At 45.4% G+C, this 20,069-nt stretch carries 16 protein-coding genes; 7 read left to right on the forward strand and 9 right to left on the reverse strand.

Going from position 1 to position 20,069, the window contains the following annotated elements; all coding sequences use genetic code 11:
* Window positions 1–149: 149 nt before the first annotated feature.
* Entirely contained in the window at window positions 150–5,663 is a 5,514-nt protein-coding gene (locus tag QUA50_RS23905) for an AAA family ATPase (protein ID WP_333266998.1), read from the forward strand.
* 303 nt (window positions 5,664–5,966) lie between these two features.
* Here the strand turns inward: QUA50_RS23905 and QUA50_RS23910 are convergent, their stop codons facing one another.
* A complete protein-coding gene (locus tag QUA50_RS23910) occupies window positions 5,967–7,178 on the reverse strand; it encodes an acetate kinase (RefSeq protein WP_333266996.1) in 1,212 nt (403 codons plus the stop codon).
* 228 nt (window positions 7,179–7,406) lie between these two features.
* Here QUA50_RS23910 and psaK point away from each other — a divergent pair, with 228 nt between their 5' ends.
* Window positions 7,407–7,667 carry a photosystem I reaction center subunit PsaK gene (psaK, locus tag QUA50_RS23915; protein WP_333266994.1) on the forward strand — a complete coding sequence of 87 codons (261 nt, stop codon included), beginning with the start codon at window positions 7,407–7,409 and terminating at the stop codon, window positions 7,665–7,667.
* 42 nt (window positions 7,668–7,709) lie between these two features.
* On the opposite strand, the gene QUA50_RS23920 is transcribed toward psaK, so the two are convergent.
* The 3 genes from QUA50_RS23920 to QUA50_RS23930 form a co-directional block, all read right to left on the reverse strand.
* Window positions 7,710–8,348 carry a histidine phosphatase family protein gene (locus QUA50_RS23920; protein ID WP_333266992.1) on the reverse strand — a complete coding sequence of 213 codons (639 nt, stop codon included), beginning with the start codon at window positions 8,346–8,348 and terminating at the stop codon, window positions 7,710–7,712.
* A 327-nt stretch (window positions 8,349–8,675) separates the two neighbouring features.
* Entirely contained in the window at window positions 8,676–11,150 is a 2,475-nt protein-coding gene (locus QUA50_RS23925) for a phosphoketolase family protein (protein ID WP_333266990.1), read from the reverse strand.
* 1,151 nt (window positions 11,151–12,301) lie between these two features.
* The gene (locus QUA50_RS23930) at window positions 12,302–12,550 is read right to left on the reverse strand and encodes a hypothetical protein (RefSeq protein ID WP_333266988.1); all 249 of its coding nucleotides are present in this window, start codon (window positions 12,548–12,550) and stop codon (window positions 12,302–12,304) included.
* A gap of 519 nt (window positions 12,551–13,069) precedes the next feature.
* Between QUA50_RS23930 and QUA50_RS23935 the strand changes: the two genes are divergently transcribed.
* Together QUA50_RS23935 and QUA50_RS23940 are read left to right on the forward strand one after the other, a co-directional pair.
* Window positions 13,070–13,441, forward strand: coding sequence for a hypothetical protein (locus QUA50_RS23935; RefSeq protein ID WP_333263688.1), 372 nt, complete (start codon window positions 13,070–13,072; stop codon window positions 13,439–13,441).
* Window positions 13,442–13,446: 5 nt separating this feature from the next.
* Window positions 13,447–13,875: an HNH endonuclease signature motif containing protein gene (locus QUA50_RS23940; RefSeq protein WP_333266986.1), complete on the forward strand. Its 429-nt coding sequence runs from the start codon at window positions 13,447–13,449 to the stop codon at window positions 13,873–13,875.
* A gap of 267 nt (window positions 13,876–14,142) precedes the next feature.
* Here QUA50_RS23940 and QUA50_RS23945 read toward each other — a convergent pair whose 3' ends face one another.
* From QUA50_RS23945 to QUA50_RS23960, 4 genes are all read right to left on the reverse strand, one after another.
* Window positions 14,143–14,346, reverse strand: coding sequence for a hypothetical protein (locus QUA50_RS23945; RefSeq protein ID WP_333266984.1), 204 nt, complete (start codon window positions 14,344–14,346; stop codon window positions 14,143–14,145).
* Between the two features lie 174 nt (window positions 14,347–14,520).
* A complete protein-coding gene (locus tag QUA50_RS23950; protein ID WP_333266982.1) occupies window positions 14,521–14,778 on the reverse strand; it encodes a hypothetical protein in 258 nt (85 codons plus the stop codon).
* Window positions 14,779–14,917: 139 nt separating this feature from the next.
* Complete coding sequence (locus QUA50_RS23955; RefSeq protein WP_194069377.1) at window positions 14,918–15,079, reverse strand: hypothetical protein; 162 nt, start codon at window positions 15,077–15,079, stop codon at window positions 14,918–14,920.
* 60 nt (window positions 15,080–15,139) lie between these two features.
* Window positions 15,140–15,460, reverse strand: a complete 321-nt coding sequence (locus QUA50_RS23960) for a hypothetical protein (protein ID WP_194069375.1) — start codon at window positions 15,458–15,460, stop codon at window positions 15,140–15,142.
* Between the two features lie 166 nt (window positions 15,461–15,626).
* Between QUA50_RS23960 and QUA50_RS23965 the strand changes: the two genes are divergently transcribed.
* The 3 genes from QUA50_RS23965 to QUA50_RS23975 all read left to right on the forward strand — a co-directional run bounded on the left by QUA50_RS23965 (window position 15,627) and on the right by QUA50_RS23975 (window position 16,758).
* Window positions 15,627–15,986 (forward strand): helix-turn-helix transcriptional regulator, encoded by a 360-nt coding sequence (locus QUA50_RS23965; RefSeq protein ID WP_333245601.1) that lies wholly within the window; start codon window positions 15,627–15,629, stop codon window positions 15,984–15,986.
* A 62-nt stretch (window positions 15,987–16,048) separates the two neighbouring features.
* Window positions 16,049–16,393: a DUF433 domain-containing protein gene (locus QUA50_RS23970; protein ID WP_333266980.1), complete on the forward strand. Its 345-nt coding sequence runs from the start codon at window positions 16,049–16,051 to the stop codon at window positions 16,391–16,393.
* 17 nt (window positions 16,394–16,410) lie between these two features.
* On the forward strand, window positions 16,411–16,758 hold the full coding sequence (locus tag QUA50_RS23975; protein ID WP_333266979.1) for a DUF5615 family PIN-like protein: 348 nt from the start codon (window positions 16,411–16,413) through the stop codon (window positions 16,756–16,758).
* A gap of 173 nt (window positions 16,759–16,931) precedes the next feature.
* On the opposite strand, the gene topA is transcribed toward QUA50_RS23975, so the two are convergent.
* A complete protein-coding gene (gene topA / locus QUA50_RS23980) occupies window positions 16,932–19,658 on the reverse strand; it encodes a type I DNA topoisomerase (RefSeq protein ID WP_333266978.1) in 2,727 nt (908 codons plus the stop codon).
* Between the last annotated feature and the right edge of the window lie 411 nt (window positions 19,659–20,069).

Here is a 20,069-nt window from a genome sequence, read left to right on the forward strand (position 1 = left end):
ATAACATAGGATTTACGAAAAGAAACCCGATTTACACGAAAAAATCTTGGGTTTGTCAACGACTAGCAACGAAGGAACCCGGTTTCTAGCCCGCCGCGCGTCAGTCCTGTAACATTGATCGAGCACACCTAATTTGAGAGAACCCAACTATGATGGCAATTCCCGGCGTTGCAGTTCTCGCTCTCATTTATGAAAGCAGCACTTCCCTGGTTTACCGCGGCCACAACGAGCAGAACAACCAACCTGTTATTATCAAACTTATCAAAGAAGACTATCCAACTCCCGAAGAACTGAATAGATACAAGCGCGAATATGAGATCACTGCCAACTTAAGCCTGTTGGACGGAGTTGTGAAAGTGTATAAGTTGCAACAGGTTAGAAATAGTCTGGCAATGATATTAGAAGATTTTGGCGGGGAATCTTTAAAAATATTTATGGCTTCCCAAAAATTTACCATTTTAGGATTTCTGACTACTGCCATCAAAGTTGCTGAAACTTTGGGAGAAATTCACGGAAAAAATGTAATTCATAAAGATATAAATCCCTCTAATATAGTTTTTAATCCTGCTACAGGACAAGTGAAACTCATAGATTTCAGCATCTCTACAGCATCGAACCTGGAAAATATTCCCAATAAAAACCCCAATTTTTTAGAAGGCACTTTAGCCTATATGTCGCCCGAACAAACCGGCAGAATGAACCGGGTAGTCGATTACCGCACCGACTTTTATTCCCTCGGCGTGACATTCTATGAAATCCTGGCAGGACAACTTCCTTTTCCCACTACAGATCCTATGGAGTTAGTTCACTGTCACATAGCCAAACAGCCAGTACCTCTCGCTGAAATAGCCGCAGAAATTCCTAAAAGTGTTTCAGATATTGTGATGAAATTGTTAGCAAAAACCGCTGAGGAGCGCTATCAAAGTGCTTGGGGACTAAAAGCAGATTTGGAATCCTGCCTGTTTCAGTGGCAAACATCTGGGTTTGTTTCCGATTTTCCTCTCGGCAGCCAAGATATTTCAGACAAATTTCAAATACCTCAAAAACTTTACGGCAGACAGCGAGAAGTTGAAACTCTTTTAGCGGCCTTTGAACGGGTAGCAGCAACAAATAATCGAGGCTACCGCACCGACGATTCTCAAATTTCTGTCATCAAAAAAGAGAGCAAATCGAAAAAAGAAATTCCCTTGTCAGTTTTGGCGAGAGGACAGCATAAATCCCGGAGCGAGATGATGCTGATTGCCGGTTATTCCGGCATTGGAAAATCTGCAATGGTGAAGATTTTAGACAAACCGATTACCCGCCGGCGCGGATATTTTATTTGGGGAAAGTTTGACCAGTACAAGCGGACTATTCCTTACTCGGCCGTTGTCAGCGCTTTTTCGGAATTGGTGCGGCAACTGTTAACTGAAAGCGAAGCTCAATTAGCAGTTTGGCGCGAAAAACTCCGCACTTCTTTCGGGCAAAACGGGCAAATTATTATTGATGTCATTCCCGAAGTTGAACTAATTGTCGGAGCTCAGTCTCCGGTAGCTGAATTGGGGCCGACGGAATCTCTGAACCGCTTTAATTTAGTATTTCAAAATTTCATTCGCGTATTTTGCCAGCCAGAACATCCGCTGGTCATTTTTCTTGATGATTTGCAGTGGGCTGATTCTGCTACTCTCAAATTGATCGAGTTGATGATGACAGATGAAGCTACGCAATATCTGTTTTTAATTGGCGCTTATCGGGATAATGAAGTTAGTCCTACTCATCCTTTAATGATGACTTTGGAGACGCTGCGAAATCAGGAAGCTATCATTAATCAGATTGCTTTGTCGCCGCTGGGGGTGGAAAACATAACTCATTTGATTGCAGAGACTTTGCACAGCGATCGAGAATCTGTCAAACCCTTAGCTGAATTGGTAATCAGCAAAACCGACGGCAATCCTTTTTTTGTCAATCAATTTCTGCAAACATTGTATCAGGAAAACCTGCTAGTTTTTCACCCGCCACAGTTTGGGAGCAAGGGCGGCTGGCATTGGGATATGACTCAGATAGAGCAGTGCGCTATCACTGACAATGTAGTAGATTTGATGGTACAAAAATTGAGAAAACTGCCAAGCTCAACGCAGCAAGTTTTGCGTTTGGTGGCTTGTTTGGGCAACGAATTTGACTTGAATACTCTTTCTTTAATTAATGAAAAAGAAGCTTCGGAAACTTTTTCTCACCTGTTGCCCGCGATTAAGTCGGGACTGATCCTGCCTACTTCGGAATTGGAAAGCAAGTCATTAGATTACGTGCTGTTTCCGCTATTAATTCTGAATTATAAATTTTTGCACGATCGCGTACAGCAAGCCGCTTACGCTTTGATCGACGACTCGCAAAAAAAGGCTGTTCACCTGAAGATAGGCAGGCAAATCCTAGAAAACACCCCGGCTGAATATCGCGCTGACAGAATCTTTGAATTAGTCGATCACTTGAATGTGGCTCGATCGCTAATTAAAGACGATCGCGAATTAATTGAACTGGCAACCCTGAATTTAGACGCAGCCCGCAGAGCCAAAGATGCCACTGCTTATGTTGCTGCCTTGCAGTATTTAACCGCAGGCATGGACGGTTTGAGCGCTGATATTTGGGATGCCCACTACGATTTAGCCTTTGCCTTGCACATGGAGCGAGCAAATGTTGAGTATTTAAACGGTTTTTTCGAGAAGTCTGAAGAATTTATTAATATAACTCTCGAAAAAGCGCGATCGCCCTTAGAAAAAGTAGAAATTTACAACCTGCTGATCGTGCAGTACACCCTGCGGGCAAAGTACGAAGAAGCCGTTAAAGCCGGAATCAAAGCTTTGGACTTGCTCGGAATTGACTTGCCGCTAGACGGACTACAAAAAGTCATATCCGAAGAATTTGCAACAGCCACGAATATTTTAGCCGGTAGAGAAATAGCTTCCCTAATTGACGCCCCCGAAATGACTGTACCCGACAAAAAAGTTGCAGTCAAATTAATTACCAACTTGCTGACATCGGCGTACCTCAAAAATCCCGACTTGTGGAAAGTCAGCGTTTTAAAAGGAGTCAATCTTTCTCTACAATACGGTTTAGTACCCGAAGCCTCTCTTTGCTATGCTGGCTACGGTATGTTCTTAAACGCAGTTTCAGGAGATTACAAAGCTGCGTATCAATTCGGCTTGCTCTCGCTGAATCTCAGCGAAAAATCGGGCAATATCGGCTTGAAATGCAGAGCCTGTTCATCCTTGGTCAGTATTTTTTATTACTGGTTCAACCACATCAAAGATTCCCACGCAATCAGCAATGAAGGATATCAAGCAGCTTTAGAATCAGGAGATTTAGAGTATGCGGGTTATATCCTGTCCAACCGCATAGCTAACTCATTTTTTCAAGGTAAAGAAATCTCGCAAATTCTAGCCGACACGAGCAGGTATTTGCAGTTCAGCCAAAAAACCAAAAATCAGCTCGTAACCGATATATTATTAGGGGTAGAGTTAATCCTGCGTAACTTGAGCAAACTAACTCCTGAAAAGTTTGTATTTGAAAGCGAAGATATCAGCGAAGCTGAATACGTACACAACTGTCAAGCTCATCAAAATTTGTACTCGCTCTGCCTTTATCAGATTCGCAAATGCCAGGTAATGTACTGGTACGGCAACTTCAACGAAGCGCTACAACTAGCTTTTGAAGTAGAAAAACAGCTATCTTTTATTACCGGAGCCATACCCGCTACCGAATGGAATTTTTTCTTTTCTCTAACTTTAGCCGCCGTTTTTCCCAATGTTTCAGAAGACAAGCAAAAGGAATACTTGGAAAAGTTAGAGGAAAACCAAAAACAGATGAAGATTTGGGCAGATAACTGTGCCGAAAATTTTCTACACAAGTACCTTTTAGTACAAGCAGAAATAGCCCGAATTTCCAAGAAAGATTCAGAAGCTGTAGAACTGTACGATTTCTCTATCAATTTAGCCCAAGACAATGAATTTGTCCAAAATGAAGCGCTAGCTAATGAACTAGCAGCTAAGTTTTGGTTGAGTAAAGGCAAGTATCAATATGCCAAAATCCACTTGCGCGAAGCTCACTCGTGCTACTTGCGCTGGGGTGCAGTTCGCAAAGTAGAAGATTTAGAACAGAAGTATCCGCAGTTGCGGGAAATGACGCCGCTAAACGGCAGTTTTAACAACAGTCAAACTACCACAACTATTCATACTTCTACTGGCAGCGATGCGAGAGTGCTGGATTTGGCAACGGTAATGAAAGCATCTCTGGCGATTTCTAGCGAAATTGTCCTCGATAAGTTGCTGGCTTCTTTGATGAGAATATCCTTGGAAAATGCGGGGGCTCAATTAGGTTTTCTGATTTTAGTTAGAGATGGTCAACTGTTGATTTCAGCTAAAGCGTCAGTATTTGCCGAAGATGTAGCTGTGCTGCAATTTACGCCTGTTGCAGACTATCACGATTTACCTGTGACGGTGATTAATTATGTGGAAAGGACTCGCTCGGATTTGGTATTGAGCAATGCGGCGGCTGAGGGACTATTCACAGCCGATCCTTACATCGCTAAACACAAACTGCAATCTATTTTGTGTACTCCAATCATCAATCAAGGGAAATTGATCGGCATTCTTTATTTAGAAAACAATTTGACTGTCGGAGCATTTACTCCCCACAGATTGGAAGTTTTAAGGTTGCTTTCTTCCCAAGTTGCTATTTCTTTAGAAAATGCTCTGCTTTACAATTCTGTGGAACAGAAAGTGCAAGAGCGGACGCAGGAGTTAAATGAAAAGAACGAGCGTTTAGAGCAAACTTTGCGCGAACTTAAACTAACTCAAGCTCAATTAATCCAAACGGAAAAGATGTCGAGTTTGGGGCAAATGGTGGCTGGTGTAGCTCACGAAATTAATAATCCTGTAAGTTTCATCTACGGTAATCTTAATCCGGCTAGCGAATACGTTAAAGACTTGCTAAAATTGATTGAGCTTTACCAGCAGCACTATCCAGAACCTGCTGAGGAAATTGTAGAAGAAATAGAAACAATTGAGCTGGAATTCTTGAGCGAGGATTTGCAAAAGCTGCTGGATTCCATGAAAGTAGGAGCGGAAAGAATCCGGGATATTGTGCTAAGCTTGCGGAATTTCTCGCGCCTCGACGAAGCGCAAATGAAGTCGGTAGATATCCATCAAGGCATTGACAGTACGGTGATGTTGCTGCAACCGCGCCTGAGAAAAGAGGGCGGGCGTTTGGGAATTGAGGTGATTAAAAATTACAGCACGCTACCCCTAATTACTTGTTATGCGTCTCAGTTGAATCAGGTATTTATGAATATTTTGACAAATGCGATCGATGCTCTCCTCGTAGCAAGAGATGCCCCGGAAAACTCTCATCAACAACCTACTATTACAATTTCTACAGAGGTGACTGACAGGAATTCTGCCATAATTAGAATTGCCGACAGCGGGCCGGGGATGAGTACGGAGGTGCTGCACAAGATATTCGATCCATTTTTTACAACTAAACCCGTGGGTTCGGGAACTGGTTTGGGATTGTCTATTTCTCACTCGATTGTTGTCAGTTCTCACGGTGGAAAATTGACTTGCGTTTCTGCACCTGGAGAGGGTAGCGAGTTTATTATTGAAATTCCGATCGCGCCCAGGCAAGTTTTGTAATCGGCGCTACCATCAATTCACAGCATTGCTGAAAGAGTAATGCTGTTTCAGGGACAATGGAAGAATAAACGTCTTTACCTCTCTTTATCTGCGTAAATCTGCTTGCGCCGTTCGTGATTGTTGACGATTCTGCGAAGCTGAGTGGGCATCGCTGTTGCAGGAATTTATAAAATAAGTTAGGAGCGCGAATTAAATAACTTACAATTTTAATTGTTATTGTGGGATGGGCCTGAAAGCCCATCCTTTTTGGACGGGCGGGACGCCCATCCCACAAACTTGTGGAAGTTATTTAATTCTCATTCCTTAGTGAGAAAGTTTCCAGCATTCTCGCACAATTTCCCAATCCTCCTGTGTGTGAATTACCAAAATTCTCACGGCTGAATCCACTGCCGCAATATCTCGATCGATCGGTGACTGTTGATTTTTATCCTCATCCAATTTTAACCCGATAAATCCAAAAGCTTCGCAAGCGGCAGCCCGTACAACAGCAGAATTTTCCCCAACTCCCGCCGTAAAAATTAAAGCATCCAACCCTCCCAAACTCGCCAGCATGGCACCAATTCCGGCACGCAAACGGTGGATGTAAATATCCAAAGCAAGTTGAGCTCTCTGATTGCCTCGGGCGATCGCATCTCCAATCTGCCGCAGATCGCTAGACACCCCTGAAATCCCTTTTAAACCGGAATTTCGATTGAGAATACTATCAATTTTCTCAGCAGTAAAATCGGATTGTTTTAACAGATGAATGAGAATGCCTGGATCGATCGAACCCGATCGACTTCCCATCATCAATCCTTCCAGAGGCGTAAATCCCATCGTCGTGTCAACACTCCAGCCACCGCGAATGGCTGCCAGAGAACATCCGTTGCCCAAATGACAGCTAATCAACCGCAAATCTGCCAAATCTCGATCCAGAATCTCGGCTGCCCGACGCGCGCAATATTGATGGCTAATCCCGTGAAAACCGTAGCGCCGAATCCCATTTTCCAGCCATTCGTAGGGGCCGGGATAAACAAAGGCTGCAGGCGGCAATTGTGCGTGAAAAGCTGTATCAAATACTGCTACTTGCGGCACATTTCCGAGGTTTTTTTCAATTGCTTCTATACCTTCGAGGTTGACGGGATTGTGTACGGGGGCGAAAAGAGATAAACGGGCGATCGCCTGTTTAACATCGGCAGAAATTAACGTACTTTGCTGATAATCTTGTCCGCCGTGTACGACGCGGTGGCCGACAATATCAATCTCATTTAAACTATTAGTAACTTGAGTTTTTCCCTGCCACAGAGTCTCCAGCATTCGAGAAATAGCATCTTGGCGAGAGTCTGAGGAAAACTCCTCTTCAAGCCGATCGCCTTTTGCTGTTTTGACTTTCAACTCTGCTATACCCTGCTGGTGAGTCCAGTCTATTTGAGCCTCCCAGAGGGGTTGCAAAGGTCGATCGGGCAGAACATCATTTAACTCGTAAAGACAGCTCTTTTGACTGCTAGACCCCGCATTTAACACCAGTATTTTCATGCTTGATTATTTCCTGTTGATTCGTTCTTTCGATCGCTAGGCGATTGCAATCGCATTTTGTCAAATTTTCATCCGCCTGCACAGACGAAGAAACCTTGAGATCCTGGGAAAAATTTTAAGAAATATGTCGAAAAATTAACTGTTAATGCAATCTGTAGCTAACAGTTGCATTTTTTTGATATATCTTCTAGGCAGATTTTCATTTAGTAAAGTTTAAGGAGCAGATCGATGTTTACACCAATTTTACTTGCCACTGTCGCCAGAACCGTAGAGTGGAGCCCCACGACTGGTTTGATTATGATTATTTGCAATATTTTAGCTATTGCGATCGGCAAATCAACCATCCAGAAGCCTACCACAGGCCCAGCCTCGCCCTTATCGGGTGCGTTGGGCGGTTTGAGTTTGGGTGCACTTGTGGGAAGTCTCTGCTTCGGTCATATTTTGGGAACGGGTACGATTTTAGGATTGTCTTACATAGGCGCGATTTAGTTTTAGACGCTCCGGGTGCGCCTCCGCACCTTATCCGCAATTTCAAGTACCGGGTAAATTGCGGAGAGTTTCATCCATGTACGATCGATCGCCCAAAACCTCCAGCAGCGGGCCGCGCACGTCAAACTTGACAATACTGACAGAAGCTGCTAAAGCGGCAATGCGATCGCGATAACGTCCCAAATCAATCCCCAAGAGACTGCACAGAATAATCCGAATAGTGGCTTTGTGGGAGACAACCAAAACATTACCGCTTTTGTATTTTTCCTCAATTTCTGCAATAACTAATGAAGCTCTACTGGCAATTTGCACCGAAGTTTCGCCGCCGTTTGGTGCATTCCAAGCAGGTTCTGTCAGCCAGTTAATATAATCTTCTGTATATTCTTTTTTGACTAATTCTAAAGTTTTGCCTTCCCACTCACCGTACTTAATTTCCCTCAGTCCGTCGCGGACTTGCATCTCAATGCCCGCAGCATCGCACAAAGGTTTGGCAGTAGCAATTGTGCGTTTCATCGGACTGACATAAACAGCATTCCAAGGCAATTTTGCGTAAGTAGCAGCAAACTGTTCTGCCATTTGAGAACCTTCGGGCGTTAATTCTGGGTCGATCGCGCCGCAAAAGCCGCCTGTTTTACTGTAAACTGTTTCACCGTGTCGCAGAAAGTAGATTTTTAAGCTCATATCAATATCTTATTTGATTGGTGAACATGATTTTTTTTATTAACCACAGAGGGCGCAGAGGACACAGAGTTAGAGAAGAGAGAGAAGAGTAATTCTAATACCTAGGGATTTGATATTGATTGTATTTAAATTTTATCATATTAGCAAAAGAGTTTAAAAACCGCCTTCAAATCTTCCTCTGTGTTCTCTGCGTTCTCTGCGGTTAAATAATTCCGATCCAACTGGAATTGATATGATTCATTCATACAGGACTTAGGGAAAAAATGGAAGAACTTTAGTCCGCATCAATCTAACTGAAGAAAGACTAAAGTCCTGACTGCAAACTTATTACCCCGGTGCACCCGATCGCACGGTTTGTTCTGCAGTCGCCCCCGGATCTTTCGTTTCCTTCGGCGGTTCCGGCGAAACCGGGCCCGCGTGCGGCCACTTCCAGTCGCGGATTTCCGGCATATCATCGCCGTGTTCGGTGATATACTGCCTGTGCTCGATCAGCTTGTCGCGGATAGCTTGTTTGCCGTAAGCTGCGACAGAGCTCAGTTTTGGAACGCGATCGAGTACATCTCCAACCAAATGGAATCGATCGAGGTCATTAATCACCACCATATCAAAGGGCGTCGTAGTCGTTCCCTCTTCCTTGTAACCCCGAACGTGAATATTCGAGTGATTTGTCCGGCGATAAGTCAAGCGGTGAATCAGCCAAGGATAGCCGTGAAAAGCAAAAATCACCGGCTTATCTTTCGTGAACAAAGTATCAAAATCCTTGTCAGACAAACCGTGGGGATGTTCGCTAGCAGGCTGAAGTGTCATCAAATCCACCACATTCACCACCCGCACTTTTAAATCGGGATAATCTCGGCGGAGAATGTCAACAGCAGCCAAAGTTTCCAGCGTCGGAACATCACCCGCGCAAGCCATCACCACATCCGGTTCGCCACCTTTATCGTTGCTGGCCCACTCCCAAATGCCGATGCCGGCGGTACAGTGTTTAATCGCAGCATCCATATCCAAATACTGCAACGCCGGCTGCTTCCCTGCAATAATCACGTTGACATAGTGGCGGCTGCGGAGACAGTGATCCGTTACTGACAGCAAAGTGTTCGCATCGGGCGGCAAATAAATCCGCACCACTTCCGCTTTCTTGTTAATTACGTGGTCGATAAAACCCGGATCTTGGTGAGAAAAACCGTTGTGGTCTTGCCGCCAAACGTGAGAAGTTAGCAGGTAGTTGAGAGAGGCGATCGGTCGGCGCCAAGGAATCTCGTTAGTAGTTTTCAACCACTTGGCGTGTTGGTTGAACATCGAATCGATGATGTGAATAAACGCCTCGTAGCAAGAGAAAAAGCCGTGGCGTCCCGTCAGCAAATAGCCTTCCAGCCATCCCTGACATAGATGTTCGCTGAGGACTTCCATCACTCGGCCGTCGGGGGAGATGCGATCGTCTTCGGGCAAAATTTCCCCCGCCCACATCCGGTTCGTCACTTCAAACACCGGATCGAGGCGGTTTGAGGCCGTCTCGTCGGGCCCGACAATGCGGAAATTGGCGTTTTCCTGATTCAGTGTCATCACCTCTCGCAGGAAACGACCGGAAACGCGGGTTGCTTCTGCCATTACAGTGCCCGGTTTTTGCACGTCAACGGCGTAGTCTTCAAATTTCGGCATTTTCAAGTCTCGCAGCAGCAGGCCGCCGTTAGCGTGGGGATTTGCCCCCATCCGCCGAGAGCCCTTGGGCGCTAATTCTGCCAATTCGGGAATTAACTTGCCCGTTTCGTCGAAGAGTTCTTCCGGCTTGTAGCTTTTCATCCAATCTTCCAGGAGTTGGACGTGTCCGGGCTTAGAAGCCATTTCCGAAAGCGGGACTTGGTGCGATCGCCAATAATCCTCTGTTTTCTTACCGTCAACTTCCTTGGGCCCCGTCCAGCCTTTGGGAGTTTTCATCACAATCATCGGCCACTGGGGACGGCCCGAATAGCCCTCCGTCCGGGCTTTTTCCTGAATTGCCTTAATTTCGCCGATCGCGGTATCGAGAGTTGCCGCCATCAACTGGTGCATGGTTTCCGGGTCTGAACCTTCCACCCAATAAGGTTTGTAGCCGTAACCGACCATCAAACTTTCCAATTCCTCCTGCGGAATGCGGGCCAACAGCGTTGGATTGGCAATTTTGTACCCGTTCAAGTGCAAAATCGGCAACACGGCCCCGTCGCGAACCGGGTTGAGAAACTTGTTAGAGTGCCAGCTAGCAGCCAAGGGGCCGCTTTCGGCTTCCCCGTCGCCGACAACGGCCGCCACAATCAAATCGGGATTGTCGAAAGCCGCCCCGTAAGCGTGCACCAGGGCGTAGCCGAGTTCGCCGCCTTCGTGAATCGAACCGGGGGTTTCCGGGGCGACGTGGCTGGGGATACCGCCGGGAAAGGAGAACTGTTTGAACAGCCGTTTGATACCCTCTTCATCTTGGGAGATGTTCGAGTAATATTCGCTGTAAGTCCCTTCGAGATAGGTGTTGGCCACCAAGCCCGGCCCGCCGTGTCCGGGGCCTGCGATGTAGATAGTGTTGAGGTCTTGGGCTTTGATGATGCGGTTGAGGTGAACGTAGATGAAGTTTAGCCCTGGAGTGGTGCCCCAATGTCCGAGGAGTCTCGGTTTGACGTGTTCGATTTTGAGGGGTTCTTTGAGTAGGGGGTTGTCGAGGAGATAGATTTGTCCGACGGATAGGTAGTTTGCCGCCCGCCAGTAGGCGTTCATTTTGTGTAGTTCTGAGTCGGAAAGCGGCTTTAATTGCGGGATCTCGGTTGTTCCTAGCATCATCAGCTATTGACTCCTAAGTTGTGGTTGTTTTCTAAAGTGCGATCGTGAAGTGCGATCGATATTAATTGGTTATCTGTGACATTTTGTATTTAAACTCCATGTCTTCCACACCAACTATTGAATTCTAGCTTGTTTATGTCTCCATCAAAGTTTAAATCAATGTTAATTTATGGCTAAACTTCGCACAATTTCGAGGTAATAAAGATATAGATTCGCGGGGATCAAGGAATTCAGTAATATAAAATATGATTTACATAAGAGCTTGCTGAGAGTGTTCACTGGGCACCTGCTGCGTATGTGCTGCTGCGGGTGGGAGAAGTTGTGCAAGTCCCGAAAAATATGCTTCTCAAGGTAGAAGTCATCATGATTTATAGCTGAAGTTGATTTTAGTTTGTGCCTGCTGATGGCTAATACCAGTTACTCAAAAAAAATGCAACTGTAGGCAAAATCCCAAGTTTTATGTCCTCAGTCATTTCCAATCTAAAATTTAAAATCTAAAATGGTATGACTTTTTTTATCTTAAAGTTTTTTGGGTTCGTTTAAGCTCAGGGTAAAAGGGTGAGCAATTTTTATAATTTAGAGATTTATCAAGAAGTTAAAAAGATATAGCAATGCTATTTTATTTGTGAACGGGCTTTGTTTTAATGAACCGCAGAGGCGCAGAGGGCGCAGAGGAAGAAAGCAGAGAGAAAGGAACTGCGTGCGTATAATAGCAAATACATTTTCCCAGAGTGGTTGGAGAATTGCTGGGCCCTATGATTCACAATATTCTGACACTGCAAAAAGCCGGAAAAGATAACCAAAAAATCCGCACGAAGAAGTGTTAGCTTTTACAGTCAGTGAAAATCGAGCAGTTTTAACTCTAAATCGCCGTCATTTTATCACACTGCACAGCTTACAGTCTGATCGTGCTCGAATACATTGTCTGTAGGGGAGAGGATGATTTAACAGAATCGCTGGTAACATTAATCAGGCTATTTCCTCACTTGAAACATTAACAGGTCAAGTGATTGGAGTCGATCGCACTCTCGGCGCAATCTATATCTTAAGCAATCGCCAAAAAGTAAACTACAGCAATCTCAATCCGAAAATCACTGCATCGGTTTGATTGCTGGCTAGATGCCATCGCCGATATTTCCCGCTGAAAAAACTTAGGAGGCGACTAAAACAGGAGACTCTGAAATCCGGCAAACATTGGAGACAGTTGGCTGCTGCGAAACGACTCGCACTTCGTGAGGATAGCGGGGACGCGGGTCATTTTCTAACCAGATGGGCGGTACCATCATCACTTCATAGTAAGCGATCTTATGCAAAACCCCTGGCTGGGACTTCAACTCCACTGTTAAGCCCGCTCGGTACTCAAATGCTTCTTCCCAGTCTAGGTTTTCATTCGTATCCATAGCGATCGCGCCTCTTAATCTTGTTTCTTTTGTCCATTGTAGAGCCCTACATAAAAAATTGGATACTTTCTGTTGCTTATGATACAATTTTTAACCTTATATGTTCTATCCCTGACAATTTGACAGAGAGGAGCAATTGTCAATAAGTAAATAGGATGATTTTGCTGACGGGTGACAAGCAAGCCCAAAAGGTAGGCTTGACAAGAGTTGGAGTTGATATGTTGCAAAAAAAATAAGGGCGATCGAACCCCGCAGACGCTTATGAGACAAAGGAAGATCATAGAATTTTAAGGATTGAAGTACAAACCTATTTTTGCCATCTTGTCTAGTGTTTTACAAATAAAGAAACCGGGTTTCTGGGATGAGTGAAAACTAAACTAATTTCACTTGGTTTTCTTCTTTGTTGCTGTCGCCGTATTTTTAGCAAGCGAGTTCCTTCTTCATTTCTTTTGGGCAGATGTCTAATACTCCAAGTAAAATATGGCATAATATAAATATTAGTTTCATAGCTTTGCACCTATGACCGCCCAAATCACCCTAAATCTGCCAGATGAAGTCTATCACCAAGCAGAATTGCTAGCGCTGCAACGCCACCGCACCGTGAGTGAGATTCTAGTAGAAACTCTGGAAAATTTTCTCTTACCAACCGCTAAACCAGTATCAGCACTGTCTGATTCAGAAGTAATCACTCTGACTCAACTCCGGCTGCAACCACTCCAAGAACAACGATTGAGTGAATTGCTAGACCGCCAACAATCCGGTACGATCGCATCTGTAGAACTGGCTGAATTGCAGGCCTTAATCCACATATATGAAACTCGACTATTGCGACAAGCTCAAGCGTTAAATGAAGCTGTGCGGCGCGGCTTGCTGGAACCATTAAAAGGATAAGGAAAATGGCGATTTCCGAACAAGTTAGAGCCAGAGTTCGCGCACAAGCTCAAAATCGGTGCGGTTATTGTCGCAGTTTACAAATGTATGTGCTGGGAATATTGGAAATTGACCATATTATTCCTAAAGCGATTGGCGGTACTGACGAGGAAGAAAATCTCTGGCTGGCTTGTAGTCTATGCAATAATTACAAAGGAACCCAAACTGACGCATTAGATCCGGTCACGCAAAAGCACGTTAAGTTGTTTAATCCGCGCACTCAACAACGGTCACAAAATTTTGCTTGGAGTGAAGACGCTACAGAAATTATTGGACTTACAGATTGCGGTCGCGCAACAGTCACAGCACTACAACTAAACAATCATATTGCTGTTACTGTCAGGCGTCAGTGGGTTAGTGCTGGATGGCATCCGCCAACAGACATTTCTCCTTAAAAGGTTTGAGGGTCACAAATGGTCGATCGCACATATGGCCTTTTTGGCGACTGAGGAGATTTTAGACCAGCGCGAGGTCAGAGATAGGGTGGGTGGTGCGATCTCGCAAATGATATAAAACTGACTGATTTAACTGAAATTAATACGCTCGTCAGTGCAAATTATGCAAAATAGAGCGATCGCACTTTCATCAATCCCGGAAAAAAGTGCGATCGCACTTTTTTCCGGGATTGAAAAAAAGGCGATGCTTTTTTATCCCTTCATTATTTACCAACGGCCTTCTGACTGTTGTTGGAACATACTTTTTGCAAGTTCCAGTATTTCCTCGTAGCTCATGTAGTCTTCTAAGCGTTCATGTAGCTCTCTTCGCTCATTTTTAGTTAGCTTGAGTTTTGCAACCACTTGCTCTACTTTATCTTTTGCTGACGCACGATTCTCAGTGCGATCCTCTTTCATTGGCTTGTTTGACATTTTATCTCTCCATTTCTAAACAAAACTCAGAACAAATTACTCCACGATCCGAGCCTATAACTCCTCTTCGTCTTTAGACCCGCCAGAGCCAAAAAACTGATCTGCTTCAAGGTTGGACTTGAAGTTTTTACAACGCTGTTTTATCAAATCTTCAAACCCTGCAAGCCTTCCCAGTTATTGACCGCTACCAACTTTAACAGTAATCCCTTCGATTAAATCTCCCATTCTTATTTGTAACCGACCACAAAGACGCATCGCCTCTATTGTTTCAGGGTCATCAGAACTGCTACCTCCGAAAATTATCGTTCTCATAATGCCTTGTTTGTGGGCAATATTTTCCTCTTCTGGTGTCAAAGTTATTTTGATATATGTTTCGTAGTAAGCTCCTCCCAAAGGTCCTTTTTTCTCTGTACGGTCAGCGGAAAATTTCATAGTCAACTCCTGTGGAATAATAGACCTTACGTTGTTAAAGCAAAAATATTTGATAATAACAACTGTTTTCTACCTTTTCAGGCATAGAGTGAGATAAAACTGGACTTATCTCACACTGTACTCAATCAACAAAAATCGTTTAGATATAGTACCCCTTGCCATTACACTTTTGGCAAACGGCCTCTCTAACAGCTTTTTCAGGCTTTATTTTTCCTGTTCCGCCACACGAAGGGCATTTTTTTCCATCTTTTGCTTCAAAAGCATTGGGGTCTCTGATGTCCGGGGGTTTCTCATTTGCCATGATGTAGATCCTGTAATTGTCGGCTGACTAATCAATAGAAAATAAAGCAGGTATCGAATCCTAAGTATGCTTGTTTTTACTATGTCGTCCGCTAAACTCAATACAATAAGTACAAACCATAGCTGCTTGAGAAGAATTATCCCAAACCCAACCAACAGGTCTAGCGTTAGAAACTTCTGGTTCAGAAGCATGATGAAAAGATACTTGTAGATTATCCTCTACGGCTACTATCCCTGAAGGAAGCGGGGCAAAGTCACCTGTTTCTGGATCGTGCATATGTGGCATAAACACACCTAAACCATATTCAGATAACTTCTTCAACATCTCTTGCACTTCGGGTGTAGCAATTGCCTGTTGAGCTTTTTCAACTATTTCGTTCATTTCACTTCTCCTACACAAGGTTTCTGGTTTGTCCGCAAGTCTTCTGAGTGGGTAGAACCCATCGGAATCTTGATTTACATGATTATCGTATAGCTAGTGATTTATCGGATAGAGGTTTCTTAAGGAAAAATATAGGATTTCCTTGTCCTTTACATGATTTCCTGATATGGCGTTCTCCCTTGGCAAGCGCCTCAAGGCTACCCGCGAAGCACTCGGATTAACCCAAGAGCAAGTTATTGAGCAATTAGAGCTGCGCTACGGGATAACCCTGAGCCAACAAGCCATCTCGTGTATCGAACACGGCAAGCGCAAAGTAGACGCCGAGAGGGAGCTACCCGCCTTCGCCGCCGTCTACAGCAAACCTATCGATTATTTCTACGAAACCTTGGAATTGCCCGCCACACCCCCAGCCGCACCCACATCCAAGCGCCGCTCAGCAGTCACCGTTGACATGGAAGCCCTTACTCACCGCGATAAGCTAGAACTAGCAGCAGAATTAATTCACAACGTTTTGCAACAAACCTAACTAATAGGGATATCGCCCTACAATATCAAATACATACATAATTCATAAATCAAATAAGCTGTATGACAATCCCAGAATTAGAAGCGCAACTCAATGCCTTAACGCCAGCAGAGAAAGCAGAAGCAATTCGCATCTTAACCCAGAGTCTGAAAAACAGCGGACGCCCGATTACAAAAACTCCCGGCGTGATGGGCGGCGACGCTTGTATTGACAATACTCGCATTCCCGTGTGGTTGCTCGCAAGCTATCGCAATGACGGCGCTACCGATGCTTTTATCCTAGATTGCTATCCCCATCTGAGTGCCGCTGATTTAGTAAATGTTTGGGCTTATGCTGAAGCTTACCCGGACGAAATTGAGGAAGCAATTAGACTGCAAGACGAGGCAGACGAGATTTTAGATACCTGAAAATATCCAATAAACCTATGGCGCGTATCTATGCAGACGAACACTTTCCCCGGCAAGTCGTGCAAAACCTGCGTTCTTTGGGGCATGATGTCTTGACTGTTCAACAAGCAGGAAACGCTGGACTACCTGATGAGGATGTATTAGCATTTGCGATCGTTGAAAATCGGGCTGTTTTGACTGTCAATCGGCGCGATTTCTTTCAACTGCACAAGCTGCAACCTGACCACTGCGGTATTATTGCCTGCACGCGAGATGACAATATTGCTAGACTGACGACTAATATTAATGATGCGATATCTATCGGTCAGACATTGACTGGAAAAGTGATCCGAGTCTATCGTTCTGGGCCGCCGTCTATATCTTAATTGCATTCAAGAGACCTTATGCCCTACTACACTCAAGCCGAATTTTAAGGACTGAAGTCCTTACTACAAACCTAAATTTGTACAGTATTTTACCAACAAAAAAAACCGGGCGGGCACGGCGGCACTGCCCCTACACCGTCCGGGTTTCTCGATGAGTGAAAACTACCCTAAAATCAAGTTGTCTTCTTCTTAGTCGCAGTCGCACTCGCCGTCTTTTTAGCAGTGGTTTTCTTCGCCGCAGTTGTCGTCTTTTTAGCAGTAGTTTTCTTCGCTGCAGTCTTCTTCGTTGCAGTTTCCGATTTCTCCGCAGTTGTCTTAGTTGACTTCTTGGATTTGCTGCTAGATTTTCCGCCGCCCGCCGCTTCCTTGGTTGCTAACAATTCCAGTGCTCTTTGCAAGGTGAAATTCTCCACAGATTCATCCTTAGACAAAGAAGCATTGATATCGCCGTGTTTGACGTAGGGGCCGTAGCGGCCGTCGTAAACATTGATCAATTCTCCCGACTCTGGATGCGCGCCCAATTCCTTCAAAGGTGTGGCAGATTTGCTGCGACCGCGGGCGGCTTTCGGCTGCGATAATAACTCTAAAGCCCGATCGAGCTCTATAGTCAAAACATCATCCGGCGGTTTGATCGATCGATAATCTTTCCCCACCTTACCCTGGTCGTGCACCACATAAGGCCCGTACATCCCCAAATTAGCTTGCACCTTCGCCCCCGTCTCCGGGTGAGATCCCAACAACCGAGGTAAAGTCAACAAACTCACCGCCATATCCAGCGTCACGCTATCCTTATCCGTTCCCTTCGGTAAAGAAGCCCGCTTCGGTTTCTTGTTCGTTTCCGAAACATCCCCTAACTGAACGTATGGCCCGTAACTGCCAATCAGCACATAAATCGGTTCCCCGGTTTCCGGGTGAAGACCCAATTTTTCCGGGCCTTCCGTTTTTTGCTTTAACAGAAAGTCAACTTTTTCAGGATCTAAATCTGCAGGCGTCAAATCTTGGGGAATCGATGCTTTTACCAGGCCTTCTTCGCTTTCAGATTCCAGGTATGCACCGAATTTGCCGATGCAAACTTTGGCAGAGAGATTTTCCAATACCACAGTTCGGGCAACTTTCGCATCAATCTGACTTTCCTGTTCTTTGACTTGGGTTGCGAGTCCGGTTTCCCCTATATAAAACTTTTGCAAATACGGCAACCATTTCGCCTCGCCGGTAGCAATTTCATCGAGGGTTTGTTCCATTCGGGAAGTAAAACCGGTGTCTACTAAATCAGGAAAATGTGTTTCCAATAAAGTCGTGACGGCGAAAGCAGTGAATGTGGGAATTAGGGCGTTAGCTATTAATTTCGCATATCCCCGATCGACAATTGTACCGATAATACTCGCATAGGTACTCGGACGGCCCACACCTTCGCTTTCCAACATTTTAACGAGTGAAGCTTCCGTGTAGCGGGCGGGAGGTTGAGTTTCGTGGCCAACTGCCTCTAAATCCTTACAATTAGGTTTATCCCCCACCTTCAGCGCCGGCAAAATCACCTCTTGGTCTTCCAACGCCGCATTCGGATCGTCGGAACCTTCCACGTATGCCCGCAAAAAGCCTGGAAAATCAATGCGTTTGCCGCTGGAACGGAAACCGGCATCTTCTACCTGAGTTAATACAGTGACGTGAGTTTGGCGGGAATCTGCCATTTGAGAAGCCACAGTCCGCTTCCAAATCAAATCATAGAGGCGGAAATCAATCCCATCCAATCCAGTTTGCTGCGGAGTCCGAAAAGTGCTGCCGGCCGGACGGATAGCTTCGTGGGCTTCCTGGGCGCCTTTGCTTTTCGTGGTGTATTTGCGCGGTTGGGGGCTGAGGTATTCGCTGCCGTAAAGTTGTTGCACGCAACTGCGCGCTGCTTCAAGAGCCTGTTCGGACAAATGCACCGAATCCGTCCGCATATAGGTGATAAAACCGCGTTCGTAGAGACTTTGGGCAATTCGCATGGTTTCCCGCGCACCCAGCCGCAGCTTGCGGTTAGCTTCCTGCTGCAAAGTCGAGGTCGTAAACGGCGGCGAAGGTTTCCGGGTGACTGGCCGTTCTTCGAGATTTGTGACAGTCCAGGGTTTGTTTTGAATGCGTGAAAGTAAAGCCCGCGCCTGTTCTTCGTTCAGCAAAAGTACGCGGCGGCCGGAGATAATTTGCCCGGTATTTTCATCAAAATCGCTGCCGTTTGCAACTTTCACATTGCCAACAGTTACCAGTTTGGCATCAAAGGAAATTTTGCCCTTTTCCAGAAGGGCTTTCAAATCCCAGTAGCTACCTTGGCGGAAAGCGCGGCGTTCGCGTTCCCGGCGCACCAAAAGCCTGACTGCGACTGACTGCACTCTACCGGCCGACAAACCCCAAGCGATTTTTTTCCACAGTAGCGGAGAGAGTGTGTAACCGACGAGTCTGTCGAGAATTCGGCGAGTTTCTTGGGCTTGTACAACTCGATTGTCGATATCGCGGCAGTGAGTCAAAGCATCGCGGATAGCTTCGCGGGTGATTTCGTGAAACACCATCCGCTTGATGGGCACTTTGGGTTTGAGGATTTGCAGCAAATGCCAGGAAATGCTTTCCCCTTCCCGGTCTTCGTCAGTGGCTAGAATCAGTTCTGTGGCGTCTTTGAGGGCGTCTTTGAGTTCTTTAACAATTTTCTTTTTATCTTTCGGGATGACGTAGAGGGGTTCAAAGTCTGCTTCCACGTTTACGCCCAGTTGCGCCCATTTTTCTCCTTTAACGGCTTCTGGTATTTCTTCGGCGGAGGATGGTAGGTCGCGGACATGGCCCATCGATGCCTCTACACGGTAGGTGGACGGCAGGAAGTTGCGGATGGTGCGGGCTTTGGTCGGAGATTCGACGATGACTAAGGTTGACATGGCATCTTTTAAATATGGATAGCAGCGCAGCTAGAGGGTCTAAATTACAGAGTGTAGGTCAGATGTCAAGGTTTCTTTCAACTTTGGGCGATTATTTTCAAACTACCTTAATTTTTAAGTTACTGCCGATCGGGTGGCAGGTGACAAGCTGATGGGATTTTACTGCTTTGGGGGCAGAGGCTGCGAATCGCGTCTCTACAAGATGCACGGGATGATGACCTGACTTTAGCAGAATTGTCGCTAACTGGATGTTGAGACTGCTGGATGCGGGCTGATGGTTCCTCAATCTAGTTGTAACTTGAAGCTTATGTTCGGGTTGGGGCGATCGATTTTAGATTTTAGATTTTAGATTTTAGATTTTAGATTGGGAAAGATTGACTGAGTACAAGTTTGGGACTATCGATTTTAGAT

The organism is Microcoleus sp. M2_D5 (genome assembly GCF_036701935.1).
In the GTDB taxonomy this organism is placed as follows: domain Bacteria; phylum Cyanobacteriota; class Cyanobacteriia; order Cyanobacteriales; family Microcoleaceae; genus Microcoleus.